Consider the following 15,653-nt stretch of genomic DNA (forward strand, 5'->3'; position numbering starts at 1 on the left):
AAAGGCCGCCCCTCAATCCGAGGAGCGGCCTTTATTTTGACCGGTCATTTGCAACAAGGCATTGCAGTCGGTCAGGCGATTTTCTTCTTCAGCAAATAGACGCCGATCAGCATGCCCAATCCGCACAGGATCGCCACATACCAGGCCGGCCCCATCGGGTTGGCCTTGAGCATGAGCGTCACCACCATCGGGGTCAGGCCGCCGAAGATCGCGTAGGCCAGGTTGTACGAGAACGACAGACCGGAGAAGCGCACCACCGGCGGGAACGCCTTGACCATCACGAACGGCACCGCGCCGATGGTGCCGACGAACAGCCCGGTCAACGCGTACAGCGGATAGAGCAGATCCGGGTGGGTGCCGACGGTGTGATAGAAGGTCCAGGAGCTGAGCAACAGGCACAGCGAGCCGATCAGGAACACCAGGCCCGCGCCGATGCGGTCAGCCAGGGCACCGGAGGCGATGCAGCCCAGGGTCAGCATGACAATCGCGAAGCTGTTGGCTTTCAGGGTCACCGCCGGGGTGAAACCGTAGCCGGTCTGCAGCAGGGTCGGGGTCATCAGGATCACCACCACGACACCGGCCGACAGCAGCCAGGTCAGCAGCATCGACAACACCACGGCACCACGATGATCACGCAGAACGGCCTTGAGCGGCACTTCTTCGGCCAGTTGCTTGCGCAACTGCAATTCAGCAAAGACCGGCGTCTCGTGCAGCCAGCGGCGCAGGTACACCGACATCAGGCCGAACACGCCGCCGAGCAGGAACGGAATCCGCCAGGCGTAATCAGCGACTTCGGCCGGGGTGTACAGGCTGTTGATCCAGGTGGCGACCAGCGAGCCGAGCAGAATTCCGGCAGTCAGGCCGGAAGTGAGGGTACCGCAGGCGTAACCGACGTTACGTGAGGGAACGTGCTCGGAAACGAATACCCACGCACCCGGCACTTCGCCACCAATGGCAGCGCCCTGGATGATCCGCATCAGCAGCAACAGAAGCGGCGCCCAGATACCAATCTGCGCATAGGTCGGCAGCAGGCCCATGATCAGCGTCGGCACGGCCATCAGGAAGATGCTCAGGGTGAACATCTTCTTGCGGCCCAGCAGGTCGCCGAAGTGCGCCATGACGATGCCGCCCAGCGGGCGAGCCAGATAACCGGCGGCAAAAATGCCGAAGGTCTGCAGCAGACGCAGCCATTCAGGCATGTCCACCGGGAAGAACAGCTTGCCGACCACGGCGGCAAAGAACACGAAGATGATGAAATCGTAAAACTCCAGCGCGCCGCCCAGGGCGGAAAGCGACAGGGTTTTGTAATCGTTGCGGGTCAACGGCCGTTGCGGCTGCGCGGCGCTGGAAGACACAGAGGACATGACGGAGGCTTCTCTTGATGCGTGCTTGAGACAAGGAAATCGGCGACGAACTCGGCTGCGGATAGCAGCCCTGCACGCGATTTATCGACTCGAAGGTGTAATCGGGCATCAAAATTGCGTGACAAAATATGGCGGGATGCGCCAGATCGGTCCGGCAAGATAGCAAATTGTGCCCACAAGCACATGAATGTAACCGGCAACCGGTCAAAATCGCAGCCCGACGGTCGAAGCAGGAGGCATCGCCCGATATACTTGCCGGCCGCGACTCGCCCGGTCATTCAGGGAATTTGTGCGAAACCATTTGCCCAAGTCGATTTCGCAGAGTTTCCCTTTTTAACGTGAAGACTATGAGAGTCATGGGTCAGACATGATAGAGCTCGAACAGGAAGATCCGATCCCGCAAGGCGATCTGGCATTGCAGATCACTGCCTTGCCCCGCGAAACCAACGGTTTCGGCGACATTTACGGCGGTTGGCTGGTGGCCCAGATGGACCTGGCCGGCACGGCCATGGCCAGCAAGGTGGCAGCCGGTCGCGTGGCGACCGTGGCCATCGACCGCATGGCGTTTCTGGTCCCGGTGGCCGTGGGCGCCCAGCTGTCCTTCTATACCCAGACCCTGGAAATCGGTCGCAGCTCGATCCGCATGATGGTTGAAGTGTGGAGCGACGATCCGCTGTCCAGCGAATGGCGCAAGGTGACCGAAGCGGTGTTCGTCTTCGTCGCCATCGACGGCAGCGGTCGCACCCGCTCGGTTCCGGCCCGGCGCTGAACCGTCCGGCCGTCTGCACCGCGGTACTTGGCTTTGCGCAGTAAACTCATCAAGCTTGGCGCAGTCTGATTTCGTCACTGTCCTTAATGAGTCGAGAACCCTTATGCCAACGCCAGAAGTCGAATCCATTCAGCTCGGTGAGCTCAATTGCTGGCGCATTCGCCACGGCAAGGCCGAATTGACGGTCGCCCAACAGGGCGCGCACATCGTCAGCTTTCAGATCGACGGCGAGGAGCCGCTGATCTGGTCCAATCCGAGCGCGGTGTACAAGCACGGCAAGGCGATCCGTGGCGGCATGCCGATCTGCTGGCCGTGGTTCGGCAATTTCCAGCGCAACCCGCAAAGCGTGCAGGCCATGCGCCAGAGCAACGAGCCGGCCAACGCTCATGGCGAAGTCCGCGCCATCGACTGGGAATTGACCAACATGGCCGAGGATGGCGATGCGCTGATCATCGAATTCATCCAGCTCAAGGCCGAAGGCCATCTGCCCGGCTGGCCGCACACCGTTGGCCTGAAACTGAGCATTCGCCTGGAAGGTGAAGCGCTGCACGTCAGCCTGCTCAGTTTCAACGCGGGCGACCACGACGTGACCCTGAGCCAGGCGCTGCACAGCTATTTCGCCGTCAGCGACGTGCATCAGGTCAGCATTCAGGGCCTGGACGGTGTGAGTTATCTGAACACGCTGGAAAGCTGGGACACGCCGCAGGTGCAGGCCGGCGATATCACCTTCAGTGGCGAAACCGACCGCATCTATCAGGACACCCCGGACCTGATCAGCATCGTCGACCCCGAGTGGAAGCGTCGCATCCAGATCCAGACCCACGGCTCGAAGTCGTCGGTGGTCTGGAACCCATGGATCGAAAAGACCAAGACCTTCAGCGACATGGACGCCGATGGCTGGAAAGGCATGGTCTGCGTCGAAACAGCCAACGTGCTGAGCGACGTCGTCACCCTCAAGCCGGGCGACATGCACGGGATGAGCGTGAGCGTGTGGGCGGAGCCGCTGACTCAGGAATAACGCGGCTTTCGATTCTGGCCAACGGCCGTGGGAGGGAGCCCTGCTCGCGAATGCATTAGTTCAGTCAATGCTTCTATGACTGACACCGCGCTTTCGCGAGCAGGGCTCCCTCCCACATCAGACGCTCATGTACCCATCTCGAACGGTTTGCCTTACAAATCCGCCTCGGTCACCACCCGTACCTTCGACGCATCCAGTGCGTAGGCCGCATCGGCCAGATCGTTGCTGACCTTCTCGATCTTCAACGGCCCGGTCACCCACAGCGGTGTATAGATGTCGTCGATCTTCAAACCCTTCGGATAGCGCACCAGCACCAACTGGTTCGGCGGCGGTGGCGGCACGTGGATGCAGGCGCCCGGATACGGGACCAGGAAGAACAGCGTGCTGCGGCCTTTGGCGTCGGTTTCCAGCGGCACCGGATAGCCACCCAGACGGATGTTCTTGCCATCCATCGCGGCCACAGTCTTGGTCGAATACATCACAGCCGGCAGGCCCTTGCTCTGTTTCAGGCCGCCTTTGCTGTCGAACGTGCCCTGGGCTTCCGGCGAGTTGTGGTCGATCTCCGGCATGGCTTCAAGGGCCTTCTGGTCGGACTTGGGCATCAGCTCCAGCCAGTCGGTTTCAGGAAGATCAGCGGCGCGTGCCAGTCCGCAGACCAGCAGCAGGGAAATGAAAAGAAGACGGCGCATCGAGAGCTCGGCAAGAAGGGTGGGAAATGCCGCGCATTCTAGCCCTCTGCGCGGCAATCGCGCAGAGGGCAGAAGGGGAGTTTCAGTTCTTTTTGACCATGCTGTAGATCACCAGCAGGATGATCGCGCCGACCAGAGCGCCGAGGAAACCTGCGGCCTGCCCCGCTTCGTAGATCCCCAGCGCCTGACCGCCATAGGTCGCGACCAGCGAACCTGCGATCCCCAGAATGATGGTCATGATCCAGCCCATGCTGTCGTCGCCTGGCTTGAGAAAGCGCGCCAGCAGACCGACGATCAGGCCGATGAAGATGGTTCCTATGATTCCCATGCCACTTCCCTCTGATTGAGTGCCTGAACCAAAGCCTAGTCGGCTATTGGCAACACGCTATGAGAGGGGGTGTAGGGGGGAATGGTTCCGCTGGACCATTCAATGCCCCAATACAACTGTAGGAGTGAGCTTGCTCGCGATTGCAGAGTGTCAGGCAATACATTCGTCGCAGGCCGACAGCAATCGCGAGCAAGCTCACTCCTACAAAAGATCAGCTGGCCTGATCAATTCTTGATCAACGCCTCAACCAGCTTCACCTGACGATCCAGGGTCGCGCGGTCCTTGCTGCGCACGGTGGCGTGACCCACTTTGCGCCCGACCTTGAAGGCCTTGCCGTAGTGATGCAGGTGGCAGTCGTCGATGGCGATGACCTTGTCCACCGGCGGTACTTCGCCAATGAAGTTGAGCATTGCGCTCTCGCCCACCTTGGCCGTCGAACCCAGCGGCAGGCCGGCCACGGCGCGCAGGTGGTTTTCGAACTGGCTGCACTCGGCGCCTTCGGTGGTCCAGTGCCCGGAGTTGTGCACGCGCGGGGCGATTTCGTTGGCCTTCAGGCCGCCGTCGACTTCGAAGAACTCGAAAGCCAGCACGCCCACGTAATCCAGCTGCTTGAGCACACGACCGGCGTAGTCTTCGGCCAGCGCCTGCAACGGGTGATCGGTGCTGGCGATGGACAGACGCAGGATGCCGCTGTCGTGGGTGTTGTGTACCAGCGGGTAGAAACGGGTTTCACCGTCGCGGGCACGCACGGCGATCAGCGAGACTTCGCCGGTGAACGGCACGAAGCCTTCCAGCAGGCACGGCACGCTGCCCAGCTCGGCGAACGTGTCGACCACGTCTTCCGGCTTGCGCAGGACTTTCTGGCCCTTGCCGTCGTAACCCAGGGTGCGGGTTTTCAGCACGGCAGGCAGGCCGATGCTGGCGACAGCGGCGTCGAGGTCAGCCTGGGACTGGATGTCGGCGAAGGCCGGCGTCGGAATGCCCAGGTCCTTGAACATGCTCTTTTCGAACCAGCGGTCGCGGGCGATACGCAGGGCTTCGGCGCTCGGGTAGACCGGTACGAATTGCGACAGGAAGGCCACGGTTTCCGCCGGCACGCTTTCGAATTCGAAGGTGACCAGATCGACTTCGTCAGCCAGCTGACGCAGATGGTCCTGATCGCCGTAATCGGCGCGCAGATGCTCGCCCAATGCAGCGGCGCACGCATCCGGCGCTGGGTCCAGGAAGGCGAAGTTCATTCCCAGCGGAGTCCCCGCCAGAGCCAACATGCGACCCAACTGGCCGCCACCGATTACGCCGATCTTCATGGGAACCTCAGGCCTCGCGCGGGTCTGGATTGTCCAGAACGCTGTCTGTCTGCTCGGTACGGAACTGCTTGAGTACCGCGTGGAATTGCGGGTGCTTGGCGCCCAGGATGCTCGCCGACAACAGCGCGGCGTTGATCGCGCCGGCCTTGCCGATAGCCAGGGTGGCGACCGGAATGCCTGCCGGCATCTGCACGATGGACAGCAGCGAATCGACGCCCGAGAGCATCGACGACTGCACGGGCACGCCCAGCACTGGCAGGTGAGTCTTGGCAGCGCACATGCCTGGCAGGTGAGCAGCACCGCCGGCACCGGCGATGATCACTTCGATGCCACGGCCTTCGGCCTCTTCGGCGTACTGGAACAGCAGGTCAGGCGTACGGTGCGCCGAGACCACTTTGACTTCGTACGGAATGCCGAGCTTTTCCAGCATGTCGGCGGTGTGGCTAAGGGTGGACCAATCGGACTTGGAGCCCATGATCACGCCAACCAGTGCGCTCATCGTCGTGCCTCTTCATCGGGCGCCCGCAGGCGCGTCTAAAAACAACAAGCCACGCGGGAGGACCGGCGTGGCTTGTTGTACGAATAATGACCAGTGCAACCGGTCAAAGGCCGCGCAGTATACCGCAAAGTGTTGCGTTTGACAGAACGCTGAAGACCTCCTGTCAGCCGATCGTTCATGGCGCCAGCCCTTGTGTTTACTGACTTCGAGGTCAGACCGCCGCTTGTGCCGCGCCCCCCTCCAGCTTGCGCCACAACAGGCGCACGTTGGCCTTGCGCACCAGCGCGCAGCGGTACAGGCGAATCTCCAGCGGCACATGCCATTGCGGGCCACCGCAGATCACCAGCTCACCGCGCTCCAGCTCGGCTGTGACACTCAGTCGCGGCACCCAGGCGATGCCCAGGCCCTGCAGCGCCATGCCCTTGAGGCTGTCGGCCATCGCCGTCTCGTACACCGTGGTGAAACGCAGGTTGCGCTGACGCAGCAGCAGGTTCACCGAACGACCGAGAAACGCCCCGGCGCTGTACGCCAGCAGCGGCACACTGTTGTCGGCCTCAAGGTCGAACAGCGGCTGGCCGGCGGCGTCCACCGAGCACACCGGCAGCATTTCGGTCACGCCCAGGTGCATCGACGGGAAGATTTCCGCGTCCATCTGCAAGGCGGCGTCCGGGTCGTAGAACGCCAGCATCAGGTCGCAACCGCCTTCACGCAGGGCATGTACGGCGTCACCGACGTTGGTCGCGACCAGCCGCGTGGCGATGTTCAGGCCTTCGTTGCGCAGTTGCGCGATCCAGCGCGGGAAGAAGCTCAGCGCCAGCGAGTGCGCGGCGGCGATCTGCATGACCTCGCCCTGGCCGCTTTCCAGATGGTGCAGGTGGCGCATCACTTCGCCGAGTTGTTCGACCACGGTGCGCGCGGTGACCAGGAACAGTTGCCCGGCAGCGGTCAGTTCCACCGGCGTGCGCGAGCGATTGACCAGCGTCAGGCCCAGCGCCGCTTCGAGGCTGCGAATACGGCGGCTGAACGCCGGTTGCGTGACGAACCGGCGCTCCGCCGCCTGGGAAAAACTGCGGGTGGCGGCCAGGGCGCTGAAGTCTTCCAGCCATTTGCTTTCCAGGTTCATCGTGTCCTCCCAGGGACAGGGACTGCGTTATTTCTTGGGGCTTGGCTCCCTGTAGGAGCGCGGCTTGTCCCGCGACCGGCGGGGAACCCGTCGTAAAACCTGTGCACGCGGTGTGCCTGACACGGCCAATACGCATGGTTTTACGACTGCTTCGCAGCCGGTCGCGGGACAAGCCGCGCTCCTACAGGTGAACGACAACTCATCACTGCTCATTCATACGCTCGACACAATCCGAACGTCACATCGGCATTATGCCGTTTGTGCATGGGGCAGTGTTTAACAGCATTGGTCCAGAATAGCCCACAAGCCTAGTATTAAAGGCGTTCCGGCTTAGTCCGTGTCTCTCCTGAGAGTTTCTCTATCATGTCCTCCGCTGCATCATTTCGCATCGAAAAAGACCTGCTTGGCACCCTCGAAGTACCTGCCGATGCCTACTTCGGCATTCAGACCCTGCGTGCGGTGAACAACTTTCACCTGTCTGGCGTTCCGCTGTCCCACTACCCGAAACTCGTGGTGGGCCTGGCGATGGTCAAACAGGCCGCCGCTGACGCCAACCACCAGTTGGGTCATCTGAGCACCGAGAAGCACGCAGCCATCAGCGAAGCCTGTGCCCGTCTGATCCGCGGTGATTTCCACGAGCAGTTCGTGGTCGACATGATTCAGGGTGGCGCCGGTACGTCCACCAACATGAACGCCAACGAAGTCATCGCCAACATCGCGCTGGAAGCGATGGGCCATGCCAAGGGCGAATACAAGTACCTGCACCCGAACAACGACGTGAACATGGCGCAGTCGACCAACGACGCCTACCCGACGGCCATCCGCCTGGGTCTGCTGTTGGGTCACGACGCCCTGCTCGCCAGCCTCGACAGCCTGATCCAGGCGTTCGCGGCCAAGGGCCAGGAATTCAGCCACGTTCTGAAAATGGGTCGTACCCAGCTGCAGGACGCCGTGCCGATGACCCTCGGCCAGGAATTCCGCGCCTTCGCCACCACCCTGACCGAAGACCTCAACCGCCTGCGCACCCTGGCGCCGGAGCTGCTGACCGAAGTCAACCTGGGCGGTACCGCCATCGGTACCGGCATCAACGCTGACCCTGGCTATCAGCATCTGGCGGTGCAGCGTCTGGCGACCATCAGCGGCCAACCGCTGGTTCCGGCAGCCGACCTGATCGAAGCGACCTCCGACATGGGTGCTTTCGTACTGTTCTCCGGCATGCTCAAGCGCACCGCCGTGAAGCTGTCGAAGATCTGTAACGACCTGCGCCTGCTGTCCAGCGGCCCGCGCACCGGCATCAATGAGATCAACCTGCCGCCGCGTCAGCCGGGCAGCTCGATCATGCCAGGCAAGGTCAACCCGGTGATCCCGGAGGCGGTGAACATGTGTGCCTTCGAAATCATGGGCAACGACTTGGCCCTGACCGTGGCGGCCGAAGGCGGCCAGCTGCAGCTGAACGTGATGGAACCGCTGATCGCTTACAAGATCTTCGACTCGATTCGCCTGCTGCAGCGCGCCATGGACATGCTGCGCGAGCACTGCATCGTCGGCATCACCGCCAACGAAGTGCGCTGCCGCGAACTGGTCGAGCACTCGATCGGTCTGGTCACCGCGCTGAACCCGTACATCGGCTACGAGAACGCCACCCGTATCGCCCGCGTTGCGCTGGAAACCGGCCGCGGCGTACTGGAACTGGTGCGTGAAGAAGGACTGCTCGACGAAGCCATGCTCGCCGACATCCTGCGCCCGGAAAACATGATTGCCCCACGATTGGTGCCACTGAAGGCCTGATCACGCTGCTCCCGCTTGACTGCAACACGATCACCAGGCTGAGGGCCTAGACACCCCTCACCCTTTTGAGGGCCTGAAGCGCATGCTTCCGGGCCCTTTTTTTTGCCTGAGACAAACCGAGCGCAAGACACATCCCGTGGGAGGGAGCTCTGCTCGCGATAGCGTCCCATCAGACAACACTGCATTGACTGAAGAAATGCCATCGCGAGCAGAGCTCCCTCCCACAGGATCGTGTTGCCAGATCCATTTCGTTCCGACGTCGGACTGCGACATGCCGCGCGAGGCGGTTTTGAGTATCCTGCACATCCGCCCTCATCACTCAAAACAGCCCAGGGAGACAGGCATGAATCGCCAGAACCACGCACCGGCCCGCAATGTAATGGTGCTCTACACCGGCGGCACCATCGGCATGCAGGCCAGCGCGAACGGCCTGGCCCCCGCCTCCGGCTTCGAGACGCGCATGGCCACGCAACTGGCCGAGCAACCGGCGCTGGTCTTGCCAGCGTGGCAGTTCCGCGAGATGTCGCCGCTGATCGACAGCGCCAACATGACGCCGGCCTACTGGCAGCGCCTGCGCGAAGCGGTGGTCGATGCGGTCGAAAGCAAGCGCTGCGATGCCGTGCTGATCCTGCACGGCACCGACACCCTGGCCTACAGCGCCGCCGCCATGAGCTTTCAACTGCTGGGCCTGAATGCCCCGGTGGTGTTCACCGGTTCGATGCTGCCAGCCGGTGTGCCGGACAGCGACGCCTGGGAAAACGTCAACGGCGCCCTGCTGTCGCTGGGCAATGGCCTGGCGGCGGGCGTGCATCTGTATTTCCACGGCGAACTGCTGCAGCCGACCCGCTGCGCGAAGATCCGCAGCTTTGGCCGCCACCCGTTCGCGGCGCTGAACCGCGCACGCGGCGGCGAAGCGGCTGCCGAGCTGCCCGCTGCGCTGGACTACCGCCAGGCGAAACAGCTGGCCAACGTCGCCGTGCTGCCACTGTTCCCCGGCATCGGCGCCGCACAACTCAATGGCCTGGTCGACAGCGGCATCCAGGGCCTGATTCTCGAATGCTTCGGCATCGGCACCGGCCCAAGCGACAACCCGGCCTTCCTCGACAGCCTTGAGCGCGCGCGCCAGCAAGGCATCGTCGTGGTCGCAATCACCCAATGCCACGAAGGCGGCGTCGAACTGGACGTCTACGAAGCCGGCAGCCGCCTGCGCGGCGTCGGCGTCCTCTCCGGCGGCGGCATGACCCGCGAAGCCGCCTTCGGCAAACTGCACGCCCTACTCGGCGCCGGCCTGCCGCTGGACGACGTGCGCCGGCTGGTGGAGCTGGATGTGTGTGGGGAGTTGCGCTGAGGGCGTTGCGCCCCGATCAGATGATCGCCTGCAAACCTTTGTCGGCGATCACGTTCAACAGCTTCAAAGCCGGCCCCGCAGGTCGGCTGTCCCCTTGCTCCCATTTGCGGATCGTCGATGCCGTGGTGTTGAGGTGCAGCGCGAACACCGGCTGGCTGAAATTCAAGGCCAGACGCAGATCACGAATATCCGCTGCGCTAAACGCCCGAACCGACGTAGGGCAAATGGCCTCGAACTCGCGCATCGTAACCTTGCTGACCGCGCCCGCCTGGTACAACTCGGCGATGTCCTCGCGCAAGGATTCAATGATTTTGCTGGTCACAATGAACCTCCTCCAGTGTTCCGGCTTGCAATGCGAGCGCCAGAGCGTCACCTGACAGACTCAGAAACAGCTTGCCTGCATAGCGCATCGCTTTCTTTTCTTCAGTGGAGACGTTGGCCCGGGCGCTCTTGGCGAAACCAAATAAAAACACATACCGGTCGCCCGACCTTGCCGAGAGCAGCGTGCGGTATCCGGCACTTTTGCCACTCCCCGTTCGGGCGATTCGCTTCTTGTAGAGGCATCCGCCCAGATCAGCATCGATCAGACCGCTCTCCATCTCCCTCACTGCATTGCATAGCGCACCGTCAGATAAATCTTCACTGACCTGCCATCTGGCGAAGTCCCTTCGCTTTAAAACTACCATCCACTCACCCGCCCATATATACCCGCAACGGGTACGATTTGAAAGCTGACGACTCGACGGTATCCGATCGAACGAGCGGGCAGGCGTTACATACGTGTTCATGGATTTATCCCTCGGCACAGCTCTTGCTCCCCCTTTCCGATCCAGAACCATCGGAAGGTCACCATGCTGCATTCCCACCTCACTACCCTCAACGCCGTGTCGCTGGTGCTGGAGACGTTCGCTGCCGAGGGCTGGGGCAGTGAGGCGTTGCTGGCCGGGAGCGGGATCAGTGAGGCGGACCTGAGCCGGCCGGATATCCGCATCACCACCTTCCAGGAAATGCAGGTCTGCGCCAATGCCGTGGCGTTGCGGCGGGAGATCGGTTTGCCGCTGGGGCGGCGCATGCACGTGTCGTCCTACGGGATTCTCGGTTACGCCCTGCTCACCAGTGCCACTTTCGGTGACGCCCTGCGACTGGCGCTGGCCTATCCTGCGTTGCTCGGCACTTTGTTCGAGCTGCAATTGGTCGAGGACGGCGAGCGCATCTGGTTCAGCGCCAGCGACTATCGCGATGAAGAAAATCTGCGGGTGTTCAACGCCGAGCTGTGCATGGCTTCACTGAAGGTGATTTGCGATGACCTGCTGGGCAAACCGTTGCCGCTGCTGGGGGCGCGCTTCGCCCATGCCGCGCCGGATTACCAGGCCAGCTACCGCGAAAGCTTTCCCTGTCCGTTGCACTTCGATGCTGCCGACAACGCGTTTGCCTTTGAACGTCGCTGGCTGGAACAGCCGCTGACGCTGGCCGACCCGGTCACTCACCGTGACATGCGTGAACGCTGTCGACGGCAGAACATCGAATTCACCGGGCGGCAAGTGTGGCTGGGTCGAATCCGGCAACTGCTGGCCAGCCAGCTCGACCAGACGCCCAGCCTCGGTGTGCTTGCACAAAAAATGAACTGCTCCGAGCGCACCCTGCGCCGCCACCTGCAAGCCACCGGCAGCAGCTATCAGCAATTGCTCGACGAGCTACGCTTCGAGCGCGCCAAGCAGTTGCTGCATGAAGACCAATTGCCGATTCATCGCATCGCCGAAGCATTGGGCTTCAGCGAAACAGCGAGCTTTCGCCATGCATTCATTCGCTGGAGCGGTGTGGCGCCGAGCCAGTTTCGGGTTTGAAGGATCGCCCTGTCGGTCACCGAGAAACCTTGTGGGAGCGAATTCATTCGCGATGGTCCGTACATTCGATAGCGACTCTTCGCCTGTACTACCGTCTCGCGAATGAATTCGCTCCCACAAAGGCGGTGGCGATTGAAAGGACGTATTCGCGAGCAGGGCTCCCTCCCACAAAAGCAACATCACACCAGCCCGCTATTAACAGATCGCCTCGAAACAGGGCGTTCGCGCCTCATTAAAGGGCGATTTACGGACAGTTTTTATGGCCGGATAAATCCCCTTTTGGCCGTTCCCGCCGTTCTCCGATTAGCCCACAAACCTCAAGAATGGCGAACGTCTTAGCTGAGGAGAACAAGAAATGCTGACGATCTATTCAGACGATCACCATCTGCATCACGGCCGCTGCGAGTTGATCGACGGCAAGCTGATGCCCTGCTTCGAAATGCCGTCTCGCGCCGACCACGTCCTGCAACGGGTCAAGGACCGCGAGCTGGGTGCCGTGGAAGGCCCGCAGGATTTCGGCATCGAGCCGATCAAGCGCATTCACACCGAAGCGTTTCTGGAATTCTTCAAGGGTGCCTGGGCACGCTGGGCCGCGACCAACCCGGAAGGCGACCTGCTGCCGTACACCTGGCCGGCGCGCACGCTGCGCTCGGTCATCCCCACCAGCCTGCATGGTCAGCTGGGTTATTACACGTTCGACGCCGGCGCGCCGATCACCGCTGGCACCTGGCAGGCCGCTTATAGCGCTGCTCAGGTCGCCCTCACCGCTCAGGCCGCGATCCAGAACGGCGCACGCAGCGCCTTCGCCCTGTGCCGACCACCGGGGCATCACGCCGCCAGCGACGTCATGGGTGGCTATTGCTACCTGAACAACGCCGCCATTGCCGCCCAGGCGTTCCTCGATCAGGGCCACAAGAAGGTCGCGATCCTCGACGTCGATTACCACCACGGCAACGGCACGCAGTCGATTTTCTACGCGCGCAGCGACGTGCTGTTCACCTCGATCCACGGCCACCCGGAAGCGGAATTCCCGTTCTTCCTCGGCTACGAGGACGAGCTGGGCGAAGGTGCTGGCGAAGGCTTCAACTTCAACTATCCACTGGCAGCCGGCAGTGACTGGGCGACCTGGAGCGCCGCACTGGAAAAGGCCTGCGACGAAATCGATCGTTTCGGCGCCGACATCGTCGTGGTGTCGCTGGGTGTGGACACGTTCAAGGATGACCCGATCTCGCAGTTCAAGCTCGACAGCCCGGACTACCTGCGCATGGGCGAGCGCATCGCGCGGCTGGGCAAGCCGACCCTGTTCGTGATGGAAGGCGGTTACGCCGTCGAGGAAATCGGCATCAATGCCGTGAATGTGCTGGAAGGTTTCGAACGCGTCTGACCCTGCGAATCAGAAGAAGAGAGAAAAACCATGAACAGACTCAAGCGTTTCATCGCACCCGCGCTGTTGGCGGCGTCCTGCGCGGCCATGCTCGCCGGCACGGCGCAGGCCGACGAGCCAAAGACCCTGCGCGTCTACAACTGGTTCGACTACATCACCCCGCAGACCCTGGAAAACTTCAAAAAAGACACCAAGATCCCGCTGATCTACGACATCTTCGACACCAACGAAGCGCTGGAAGCCAAGCTGCTGACCGGTAACTCCGGCTATGACGTGGTGGTGCCGTCCAACGTGTTCCTCGCCAAGCAGATCGAAGCCGGCGTGTTCCAGCCGCTGGACAAGAGCAAGCTGCCGAACTATTCGCACCTCGATCCGAGCCTGATGAAGCTGCTGGAGGCCAACGATCCCGGCAACAAGTTCGCCGTGCCTTACATGTACGGCACCATCCTGATCGGCTTCAACCCGGACAAGGTCAAGGCCGCGCTGGGCGACAAGGCACCGGTGGACAGCTGGGATCTGATCTTCAAGGAAGAGAACATCAGCAAGCTCAAGCAATGCGGTGTGGCCCTGCTCGATTCGCCGTCGGAAATCCTGCCGCTGGCCCTGCAGCACCTGGGGCTGGACCCGAACAGCAAGAACCCGAAGGACTACGAGAAGGGTGAAGCGCTGCTGCTGAAGATCCGTCCGTACATCACCTACTTCCACTCGTCCAAGTACATGGCTGACATCGCCAACGGCGACATCTGCGTGGCCGTGGGTTACTCGGGCAGCTTCTCCCAGGCTGCCAACCGCGCCAAGGAAGCCAAGAACGGCGTGGTGGTGGACATGCGCCTGCCCAAAGAAGGCGCGCCGATCTGGTTCGACATGCTGTCGATTCCGAAGGGCGCCAAAGACCCTGAAGACGCCTACACCTTCATCAACTACCTGCTGCAACCGAAGGTGATTGCGCCGATCAGTGACTTCGTCGGCTACCCGAACCCGAACAAGGACGCCACCGACCTGGTCGACCCGGCGATCCGTAACAACCCGAACCTGTACCCGACCGCCGAAGCGATGAAGACGCTGTACACGCTGACGCCGCTGCCCCGCGACGCCGAACGCGCGCGGACGCGGGTGTGGACCAAGATCAAGGCGGGGACGTAAGCAACACTGCAGTCCCTTTGTAGGAGCTGGCTTGTCCTGCGACCGGCTGCGCAGCAGTCGTGAATCCATACGCATTGGTAGTGTCAGACACACCACATACGCAGATTTTACGGCGGGTTCCCCGCCGGTCGCAGGACAAGCCAGCTCCTACAGGTCCGCGCTGTGTGCGTGCTGTCAGCGCTGCTTCTCGGTCGCGTCCTGCAACATCGAATTCAGATTCCCCGAGATGTTCGCGCACAGTGCCTTCATCTGGATCTCATGCTCGGAAGCCTTGAACGGGCTCTGCAAATCGGTGCCGATCTTTTCGATCGCCAGCAGCATGAAGCCCACCACGGTCGACGCCAGCGGCGTGAACCAGCCCAGTGTTTCCACCAGCCCGATCGGCACGATGATGCAGAACAGGGTGATGAACAGCCGGGGAAAGGTCACGTACGGGTAAGGCAACGGCGTGTTGGCGATCCGCTCCATGCCGCCCTGGCAATTGGAGATGTCCACCAGCGTCGACTCCAGCCGCGCCAGGCGGATGCTGTCCAGCCGCCCTTCCTTGTATTCCTGGGCGATAACCGCCGCCGATTCGTTGAGAATCGCGTTGGGAAAATTGTTGGTGCGCTTGCGCCGTTCGTATTCCTCGCGGGGAATCATGGCCGTCACGTCCTCGCCACAGTCACCGCCCTTGAGGTGCGCCGACAGACATTCCACGTAGGCCACATGCCGACGCAGCAACACCGCCTTGACCGGGTTCAGCTCGTGTTCGTCATCAATCAACGTCAGCACCTGCCGGGCAAAGCTGCGCGAATTGTTGACCAGCGCGCCCCACAACGTGCGCGCCTCCCACCAGCGGTTGTAGGCACTGGAATTGCGAAAGCTGGTCAGTACCACCAACGCCGAACCCAGCAGCGTCAACGGCATCGACGGCAAAGTGATCTGCGGCTCCAGAAACAGCATGAAATCCACCGTGACGATCACATCCCAGATCAACAGCCAGAACAGCGACCAGCCGATGTAGGTGAAGGTCCTGATCATGGCCCGGTATTTCTCGACGATCATCT

16 protein-coding genes are annotated in these 15,653 nt (G+C 61.8%); 7 read left to right on the forward strand and 9 right to left on the reverse strand.

The features are described from left to right. Positions 1 to 71: 71 nt before the first annotated feature. Complete coding sequence (locus tag ACIPL0_RS02895) at positions 72 to 1,364, reverse strand: MFS transporter (RefSeq protein ID WP_400596833.1); 1,293 nt, start codon at positions 1,362 to 1,364, stop codon at positions 72 to 74. 367 nt (positions 1,365 to 1,731) lie between these two features. On the opposite strand from ACIPL0_RS02895, the gene ACIPL0_RS02900 reads away from it, so the two are divergent. Continuing rightward, entirely contained in the window at positions 1,732 to 2,133 is a 402-nt protein-coding gene (locus ACIPL0_RS02900) for an acyl-CoA thioesterase (protein WP_400596834.1), read from the forward strand. Positions 2,134 to 2,236: 103 nt separating this feature from the next. Further along, the gene (locus tag ACIPL0_RS02905; protein ID WP_400596836.1) at positions 2,237 to 3,151 is read left to right on the forward strand and encodes a D-hexose-6-phosphate mutarotase; all 915 of its coding nucleotides are present in this window, start codon (positions 2,237 to 2,239) and stop codon (positions 3,149 to 3,151) included. A 152-nt stretch (positions 3,152 to 3,303) separates the two neighbouring features. Here ACIPL0_RS02905 and ACIPL0_RS02910 read toward each other — a convergent pair whose 3' ends face one another. The 5 genes from ACIPL0_RS02910 to ACIPL0_RS02930 form a co-directional block, all read right to left on the reverse strand. Then, positions 3,304 to 3,840, reverse strand: coding sequence for a DUF3299 domain-containing protein (locus ACIPL0_RS02910; RefSeq protein WP_400596837.1), 537 nt, complete (start codon positions 3,838 to 3,840; stop codon positions 3,304 to 3,306). A gap of 82 nt (positions 3,841 to 3,922) precedes the next feature. Continuing rightward, a complete protein-coding gene (locus ACIPL0_RS02915; protein WP_400596838.1) occupies positions 3,923 to 4,168 on the reverse strand; it encodes a GlsB/YeaQ/YmgE family stress response membrane protein in 246 nt (81 codons plus the stop codon). Positions 4,169 to 4,392: 224 nt separating this feature from the next. Further along, the gene (locus ACIPL0_RS02920; RefSeq protein WP_400596839.1) at positions 4,393 to 5,475 is read right to left on the reverse strand and encodes a 5-(carboxyamino)imidazole ribonucleotide synthase; all 1,083 of its coding nucleotides are present in this window, start codon (positions 5,473 to 5,475) and stop codon (positions 4,393 to 4,395) included. Between the two features lie 7 nt (positions 5,476 to 5,482). Further along, on the reverse strand, positions 5,483 to 5,974 hold the full coding sequence (purE, locus tag ACIPL0_RS02925; protein WP_400596840.1) for a 5-(carboxyamino)imidazole ribonucleotide mutase: 492 nt from the start codon (positions 5,972 to 5,974) through the stop codon (positions 5,483 to 5,485). A gap of 211 nt (positions 5,975 to 6,185) precedes the next feature. Beyond that, positions 6,186 to 7,097, reverse strand: a complete 912-nt coding sequence (locus ACIPL0_RS02930) for a LysR substrate-binding domain-containing protein (RefSeq protein WP_400596841.1) — start codon at positions 7,095 to 7,097, stop codon at positions 6,186 to 6,188. 363 nt (positions 7,098 to 7,460) lie between these two features. Here ACIPL0_RS02930 and ACIPL0_RS02935 point away from each other — a divergent pair, with 363 nt between their 5' ends. Beyond that, complete coding sequence (locus tag ACIPL0_RS02935; RefSeq protein WP_400596842.1) at positions 7,461 to 8,885, forward strand: aspartate ammonia-lyase; 1,425 nt, start codon at positions 7,461 to 7,463, stop codon at positions 8,883 to 8,885. Positions 8,886 to 9,228: 343 nt separating this feature from the next. After that, complete coding sequence (locus tag ACIPL0_RS02940; RefSeq protein ID WP_400596843.1) at positions 9,229 to 10,233, forward strand: asparaginase; 1,005 nt, start codon at positions 9,229 to 9,231, stop codon at positions 10,231 to 10,233. A 16-nt stretch (positions 10,234 to 10,249) separates the two neighbouring features. Here ACIPL0_RS02940 and ACIPL0_RS02945 read toward each other — a convergent pair whose 3' ends face one another. Both ACIPL0_RS02945 and ACIPL0_RS02950 read right to left on the reverse strand, forming a co-directional pair. After that, the gene (locus ACIPL0_RS02945) at positions 10,250 to 10,555 is read right to left on the reverse strand and encodes a helix-turn-helix domain-containing protein (RefSeq protein WP_400596844.1); all 306 of its coding nucleotides are present in this window, start codon (positions 10,553 to 10,555) and stop codon (positions 10,250 to 10,252) included. Next, positions 10,536 to 10,919, reverse strand: a complete 384-nt coding sequence (locus ACIPL0_RS02950) for a type II toxin-antitoxin system RelE/ParE family toxin (protein ID WP_400596874.1) — start codon at positions 10,917 to 10,919, stop codon at positions 10,536 to 10,538. The genes ACIPL0_RS02945 and ACIPL0_RS02950 overlap by 20 nt, the downstream gene beginning before the upstream one ends. 165 nt (positions 10,920 to 11,084) lie before the next feature. On the opposite strand from ACIPL0_RS02950, the gene ACIPL0_RS02955 reads away from it, so the two are divergent. From ACIPL0_RS02955 to ACIPL0_RS02965, 3 genes are all read left to right on the forward strand, one after another. Continuing rightward, entirely contained in the window at positions 11,085 to 12,077 is a 993-nt protein-coding gene (locus tag ACIPL0_RS02955) for an AraC family transcriptional regulator (RefSeq protein ID WP_400596845.1), read from the forward strand. Positions 12,078 to 12,432: 355 nt separating this feature from the next. Continuing rightward, on the forward strand, positions 12,433 to 13,461 hold the full coding sequence (locus ACIPL0_RS02960) for a histone deacetylase family protein (protein ID WP_400596846.1): 1,029 nt from the start codon (positions 12,433 to 12,435) through the stop codon (positions 13,459 to 13,461). A gap of 30 nt (positions 13,462 to 13,491) precedes the next feature. Continuing rightward, positions 13,492 to 14,604 carry a polyamine ABC transporter substrate-binding protein gene (locus tag ACIPL0_RS02965; protein ID WP_400596847.1) on the forward strand — a complete coding sequence of 371 codons (1,113 nt, stop codon included), beginning with the start codon at positions 13,492 to 13,494 and terminating at the stop codon, positions 14,602 to 14,604. Positions 14,605 to 14,778: 174 nt separating this feature from the next. On the opposite strand, the gene ACIPL0_RS02970 is transcribed toward ACIPL0_RS02965, so the two are convergent. Then, the gene (locus ACIPL0_RS02970) at positions 14,779 to 15,651 is read right to left on the reverse strand and encodes a bestrophin family protein (RefSeq protein ID WP_400596875.1); all 873 of its coding nucleotides are present in this window, start codon (positions 15,649 to 15,651) and stop codon (positions 14,779 to 14,781) included. Between the last annotated feature and the right edge of the window lie 2 nt (positions 15,652 to 15,653).

This window comes from Pseudomonas sp. NPDC090208 (assembly GCF_044746785.1).
GTDB lineage: Bacteria > Pseudomonadota > Gammaproteobacteria > Pseudomonadales > Pseudomonadaceae > Aquipseudomonas.

Coding starts and splice junctions, on each gene's coding strand:
- ACIPL0_RS02895 (WP_400596833.1), bottom strand. CDS start 1,364: ATGTCCTCTGTGTCTTCCAGCGCCGCGCAGCCGCAACGGCCGTTGACC.
- ACIPL0_RS02900 (WP_400596834.1), top strand. CDS start 1,732: ATGATAGAGCTCGAACAGGAAGATCCGATCCCGCAAGGCGATCTGGCA.
- ACIPL0_RS02905 (WP_400596836.1), top strand. CDS start 2,237: ATGCCAACGCCAGAAGTCGAATCCATTCAGCTCGGTGAGCTCAATTGC.
- ACIPL0_RS02910 (WP_400596837.1), bottom strand. CDS start 3,840: ATGCGCCGTCTTCTTTTCATTTCCCTGCTGCTGGTCTGCGGACTGGCA.
- ACIPL0_RS02915 (WP_400596838.1), bottom strand. CDS start 4,168: ATGGGAATCATAGGAACCATCTTCATCGGCCTGATCGTCGGTCTGCTG.
- ACIPL0_RS02920 (WP_400596839.1), bottom strand. CDS start 5,475: ATGAAGATCGGCGTAATCGGTGGCGGCCAGTTGGGTCGCATGTTGGCT.
- purE (WP_400596840.1), bottom strand. CDS start 5,974: ATGAGCGCACTGGTTGGCGTGATCATGGGCTCCAAGTCCGATTGGTCC.
- ACIPL0_RS02930 (WP_400596841.1), bottom strand. CDS start 7,097: ATGAACCTGGAAAGCAAATGGCTGGAAGACTTCAGCGCCCTGGCCGCC.
- ACIPL0_RS02935 (WP_400596842.1), top strand. CDS start 7,461: ATGTCCTCCGCTGCATCATTTCGCATCGAAAAAGACCTGCTTGGCACC.
- ACIPL0_RS02940 (WP_400596843.1), top strand. CDS start 9,229: ATGAATCGCCAGAACCACGCACCGGCCCGCAATGTAATGGTGCTCTAC.
- ACIPL0_RS02950 (WP_400596874.1), bottom strand. CDS start 10,919: ATGGTAGTTTTAAAGCGAAGGGACTTCGCCAGATGGCAGGTCAGTGAA.
- ACIPL0_RS02955 (WP_400596845.1), top strand. CDS start 11,085: ATGCTGCATTCCCACCTCACTACCCTCAACGCCGTGTCGCTGGTGCTG.
- ACIPL0_RS02960 (WP_400596846.1), top strand. CDS start 12,433: ATGCTGACGATCTATTCAGACGATCACCATCTGCATCACGGCCGCTGC.
- ACIPL0_RS02965 (WP_400596847.1), top strand. CDS start 13,492: ATGAACAGACTCAAGCGTTTCATCGCACCCGCGCTGTTGGCGGCGTCC.
- ACIPL0_RS02970 (WP_400596875.1), bottom strand. CDS start 15,651: ATGATCGTCGAGAAATACCGGGCCATGATCAGGACCTTCACCTACATC.